The organism is Nocardioides sp. NPDC057577, from assembly GCF_042801335.1.
Taxonomy (GTDB): Bacteria; Actinomycetota; Actinomycetes; order Propionibacteriales; family Nocardioidaceae; genus Nocardioides.
The window spans coordinates 1-5,110 of the sequence record NZ_JBHVGB010000267.1 but is presented as its reverse complement, the minus strand read 5'-3'; the positions used below and the strand labels follow the sequence as shown (position 1 = coordinate 5,110).

General features: G+C 71.2%; 4 protein-coding genes. 2 read left to right on the top strand and 2 right to left on the bottom strand.

Going from position 1 to position 5,110, the window contains the following annotated elements; translation table 11 throughout:
* The coding region (locus ACFU7D_RS28545; RefSeq protein WP_378873626.1) for a copper resistance CopC/CopD family protein at positions 1 to 1,676 on the top strand (1,676 nt) is incomplete at its 5' end.
* A 3-nt stretch (positions 1,677 to 1,679) separates the two neighbouring features.
* On the opposite strand, the gene ACFU7D_RS28540 is transcribed toward ACFU7D_RS28545, so the two are convergent.
* Together ACFU7D_RS28540 and ACFU7D_RS28535 are read right to left on the bottom strand one after the other, a co-directional pair.
* Positions 1,680 to 2,507 carry a hypothetical protein gene (locus ACFU7D_RS28540; protein WP_378873625.1) on the bottom strand — a complete coding sequence of 276 codons (828 nt, stop codon included), beginning with the start codon at positions 2,505 to 2,507 and terminating at the stop codon, positions 1,680 to 1,682.
* Between the two features lie 24 nt (positions 2,508 to 2,531).
* Positions 2,532 to 3,914, bottom strand: a complete 1,383-nt coding sequence (locus ACFU7D_RS28535) for an FAD-binding oxidoreductase (RefSeq protein WP_378873623.1) — start codon at positions 3,912 to 3,914, stop codon at positions 2,532 to 2,534.
* Positions 3,915 to 4,102: 188 nt separating this feature from the next.
* Here ACFU7D_RS28535 and ACFU7D_RS28530 point away from each other — a divergent pair, with 188 nt between their 5' ends.
* A complete protein-coding gene (locus tag ACFU7D_RS28530; RefSeq protein WP_378873621.1) occupies positions 4,103 to 5,038 on the top strand; it encodes a TerC family protein in 936 nt (311 codons plus the stop codon).
* The last annotated feature ends 72 nt before the right edge of the window (positions 5,039 to 5,110 follow it).

Sequence of the window (5,110 nt, the reverse complement as noted above, 5' to 3'; positions counted from 1 at the left end):
GGCCCGGCCTCGACCGGCCGGGCCGGCGCGCCCTGGGGCGGCTGCTGGTGGCGCTCGCTGCCGCTGCGTACGCCGTCCTGCTCAGCACCTCCCCCGCCCAGGCGCACGCGACGCTCATCGGCACCGACCCCGAGGAGGGGGCGGTCCTGGAACAGGCGCCGGAGACGATCACCTTCACCTTCGACGAGGCCGTGACGCTGCCCCCGGCGGGCGTGACCGTCTACGACGCGAAGGGCCAGGAGGTCACCTCCGAGGCGACCGCAAGCGGCACCGAGATGCAGGTCGCGCTCGCGGAGGCGAGCAGCCTCGGCGACGGCACCTACGTCGTCGCCTGGCGCGCGGTGTCGGCCGACGGCCACCCGATCTCGGGCTCGCTGACCTTCGCGGTCGGCGCCCCGAGCCTCAGCGTCGCGCCACCCCCGTCCACAGAGCCGTCCCGGGCGACGGCGGTGATCCACGGCGCGCTCCAGTTCGTCCAGTACGCAGCGCTGCTGCTGGTCGTGGGCCTGGTCTGGTTCCGCGCCGTGATCGTGGGCGAGCACCGCGTCCCCGACCGCGCGATCGCGCGGGTACAGCGCCTGCAGATACTCGCCGGCATGGTCGCCGTGGTCGCGCTGGTCGCGCTCGCCCCGGCCAGCGGCGCGCTGCAGAGCGAGAGCGGACCCGGGGCGATGCTCACCTTCGACGCCTGGTCGCCGGCCTCGGTCGGCAAGGAGTGGCTCAGCGCGCTGGTGGGGATCCTCGGCATCGCGGCCGCGCTCGCGCTGCGCGAGCGACCCCGCCTGGCCGCGGCCGCGGGGCTGGTCGCGATCTGCTCCCCGGCGTTCGTGGGCCACTCCCGCGCGGTCGTACCCGCTTGGTTGGTCACCGGCACCGATGTCATCCACCTCGTCGCGGGCGCGCTCTGGCTCGGCGGCCTCGTCGGTCTCGCGCTGACCCTGCCGCTGATCACCCGGCGCGGCGCGGTCGCGGCCGAGATCGTCACCCGGTTCTCCACCCTCGCCGCCGTGTCCCTGGCCGCCCTCGCGGTCTCGGGCGTGCTGATGGGCTGGCGGATCCTCGGGTCCTGGGACAACCTGCTCAACAGCACGTACGGCACGCTGCTGATGACCAAGATCGCCCTGGTCGTCGCGGTCGCCGTGATGGCGGCAGGCAACCGGCTGCTGGTGCTCCCCCGCGTCCGTCAGGCGGCCGGCCACGACGACACCGTCGAGGCCGGCTCGATGCTGCGCCGAGCGGTGCTGATGGAGGCGGGCGTGCTCATCGTCGTCCTCGGCGTCACCGGCTTCCTGGTCGACCAGCCGCCGCAGGCGGGTGCCGGTTCGGCCGGGACCGGATCGGTCGCGGTGGCGCAGACCAACACCCAGGTCGCGGAGCTGGGCGAGGACCACCGGGTCTACGCGACGCTGACCCCGGCGGGCCCGGGCCCGAACGTGCTCCGGCTGCAGATCCAGGACGCGGCCGGCGAGCCCGTCGAGGCGGCGGCGGTCCCGACCGCCAAGCTGAGGTCCGGCGACGTCGACCTGGGCAGCCTGGCCCTGAAGACGGTCGCCGCCGGCACCTGGGAGGCGGACGTCGTGCTGCCCAAGGGCGGCGTCTGGGAGGCGACCGTCGGGCTGCGGCTGGGCGAGTTCGAGAGCCCGCTGGCGCTGGTGAAGTTCAGCGTCGGACAGTGACTCTCAGACAATGACCGGGAGCCGGAGCGTGTGGATCATCCCGTCGACACGTACCTGCACGAAGAAGACGTAGTCACCCGCCTTCGGCGGCTTCACGTGGATGCCGAGGCGGGTGCCGTCCTCACCGTTCTCGGGGCCGCCGAGGGGGTGCAGGTGGATCACCTCACCGGTCTCGCGGCTGAACGCGGTCACGTGCGCATAGACGCCGAGATAGGTGCCGAGGTTGACCGGCTTGCCCGCCGGGTCGGAGATCAGGACGCCGATCTCCTGGTCGATCCCGGGCTTCGGGGTCTCCTCCAGCGCGGCGATCACGGTGCCGTCGTCGGAGCCGGGTACGTCCACCTCGGCCGCTCCCGCGACCTTCGCCGTGGCACCGAGCATCGCCTGCTCCCCCTTGCCGTCGGGGGTCCGGGCCGCGAACTCGACGACCACGCGATAGTTGCCGCCCGCGGGCAGCGTCAGGTCGCCGGACCAGGCACCGGCCTCACCCTGAGTCGGGTGCAGGTGCCGGAAGACCTCCAGGTCGTCGCGTACGACGTAGAGGTGGAGGTCCTTGGTCTGCTCCTCGATGTAGTCGGTGACCGGGTCGCCGTCCTTGGTGATCGTGAAGCTCACCTTCCCCGGGGTGCCCGCCTCGGCGGGCAGGCTGACGTCACCGAGCGTGTAGCCGCCCGCGGTCGCGGAAGTGCCGTCGGCACCCTTGATGGCGGTCACGACGGTCGCCGCACTCGGAGTCGAGGTGGGGCTGGCCGCCTCCGGTTCGCCGCCACAGGCGATCAGGGTGACCGCAAGACCGAGACACAGAACGACAGCAGCAATTCCGACACGCACGGGGCAAGGGTGTCATGGGACTGGTCAGAACCCGACACCAGGATTGAGAATCCCCAGCGGATCCAGCGCCGCCTTGATCCGGTGCTGCACGTCGATGGAATCGGCGCCGAGCTCGGGCTCGAGCCACTTCTGCTTGAGCCGGCCGACACCGTGCTCCCCGGTGGTGGTGCCACCGAGCTCGAGGGCGAGGGCGAAGATCTCGTCCCCGGCCGCGGTCTCCGCGGGCGGCATGACACCGGGGACGTCGGAAGGCGAGGGGTCCCAGCCGATGACCGGGTGGAGGTTGCCGTCGCCGGCGTGGGCGATGGTGTAGATGCGTACGCCGTGCCGGTCCGAGATCTCGGAGATCCGCTCGACCGCCTCGGCGAGCCGGGACCGGGGCACGCAGATGTCCTCGATGAAGAAGGCCCCCTCGGTCTCGATGGCCGGCAGGATCTGGCGACGGGTCGCGACGAGGCGCTCGGAGGACTCCTCGTCGACACCGTGCTCGACCCACGTGGCCTCCTTGCCGAGGACGGCCGCAATCGCCACGATCTCGGTCTCCGCCGCGGGCCCGTCGGCCTGGGCGATCACCAGGGCGTCCCCACGGGAGGCATAGGAGGTGCCCGCGAACCGGTCGATGGCCTCGAGACAGCGCCGGTCGACGAGCTCCAGCATGGAGGGCAGCCGCCGGGCGGCCGCGATCTCGGCGCAGGCGCGAGCGGCCGCCGCCACCGAGGCGTACGCAGCCGACGCCGTCAACGTCGAGACCGGCCGCGGCTTGAGCCGCAGGGTCGCGCCGACGACGATCCCCAGGGTGCCCTCCGAGCCCACGAAGAGGGCGGTGAGGTCGAGTCCGGCGACGCCTTTCATGGTGCGGCGCCCGGTGTGGATCAGGGTGCCGTCGGCGAGGACGACGTCGAGGCCCAGAACCGCCTCCCGGGTCACGCCGTACTTCACGCACCGCAGGCCGCCGGCGTTGGTGGCGACGTTGCCGCCGATCGTGCAGATCGCGGCCGAGGCCGGATCGGGGGCGTAGCGCAGCCCGACCTCGGCAGCGGCCGCGTCGAGCCGGGCGGTGAGCACACCGGGCTCGACGACTGCGATCTCGTCGACCGGGTCGAGCTCGAGGATGCGGTCCATCGCGGAGAGGTCGATGACGAGGCGGTCCGGGCCGGCCACCGCTCCCCCGGCCAGCCCGGTGCCCGTGCCGCGCGGGACGACCGGCACCCGGTGCGCCGAGGCGATCCGCATCGCCGCCTGGACGTCCGCGACGCTGTGCGCCCTCACCACCGCCACCGGCAGACCGGCGGCGACCGATCCGGACCGGTCGGTCGAGGCCGCCAGCCGCGAGAGCTCATCGGTCACCACCTCGGAGACACCGGCGGCGAGGTCATCGATCAGGGAAGGCACGGACTCCGTCGTCATCCCGACATCCTCTCGTGAGAGAGCCGATTGCGAACCCCTTCGACGATACCGATACGCTTTACCTCGAGGGGAGTACCTCACCAAGCTCATTCCGGTCAGTACGTCGGTGCCGACACCGTCCCGGAATGACACCCCGATCCGGGGTGAGGGAGACCTCAGACGTTCATCGACACGCCTGAGGAACCCGCATGCTCGATACCATTGCCACGCCCACCCTGTGGGCCGTGACCATCGCCGCCGTCGTGGTGCTGATCGCCCTCGACTTCATCCTGACCAGGCGCCCGCACGAGGTCTCCATGAAGGAGGCGCTGGGCTGGTCGGCGTTCTACATCGCACTTCCGCTCGCCTTCGGCGTCTGGGTCTGGAACGCCCACGGAAGCCAGACCGGCTTCGAGTACTACACCGGCTACATCGTCGAGAAGTCGCTCAGCGTCGACAACCTCTTCGTCTTCATGCTGCTGCTCGCGGCCTTCGCGGTGCCACGGCACCTGCAGCAGAAGGTGCTGCTCTTCGGCATCGTCGGCGCGCTCGTGCTGCGCGGCATCTTCATCGCGCTGGGTGCCGCGGCGCTCTCCCAGTGGGACATCGTCTTCCTGATCTTCGGCGCGATCCTGCTGATCACCGCGGCGAAGATCTTCACCGAGGCGCTCCAGGGCCACGACCAGAAGGTCGACCCCGAGGAGATGCTCGCCGTACGCATCGGCCGCAAGATCGGCCTCAAGCCGATGGCCATCGTGGTGCTCGCCATCTTCGCCACCGACATCGTCTTCGCGGTCGACTCGGTGCCGGCGGTCTACGGCATCACCGGCGACCCCTACCTCGTCTTCGCCACCAACGCGTTCGCGCTGCTCGGCCTGCGTGCCCTCTACTTCGTGCTCGAGGGTGCCCTGTCCAAGCTGGTCCACCTCTCCTACGGTCTGGCCGCGATCCTCGCCTTCATCGGCGTCAAGCTCGGCCTGCACTGGGCCCACGGTCGCTGGGACAGCGTCCCGGTCATCCCGACCTGGCTCTCCCTGGTGGTCATCGTCGGCATCCTCGCCGTCACCGTGACCACCAGCCTGATCGCCTCCGCGCGTACGCAGGCTCGGGAAGAGAACGAGGCCCTGGAGAAGACGGACGCATAGGCGACCGTGTTGGTCTCGACACGCCTCGGCCTAGCGGCTCCGGCGGCTCGACCGACGGGCGATCCCGTCGGT

Bases quoted from the DNA above. Each gene is read 5' to 3' on its own strand.
- ACFU7D_RS28530 (WP_378873621.1), top strand. From the start codon at position 4,103: ATGCTCGATACCATTGCCACGCCCACCCTGTGGGCCGTGACCATCGCC.
- ACFU7D_RS28535 (WP_378873623.1), bottom strand. From the start codon at position 3,914: ATGACGACGGAGTCCGTGCCTTCCCTGATCGATGACCTCGCCGCCGGT.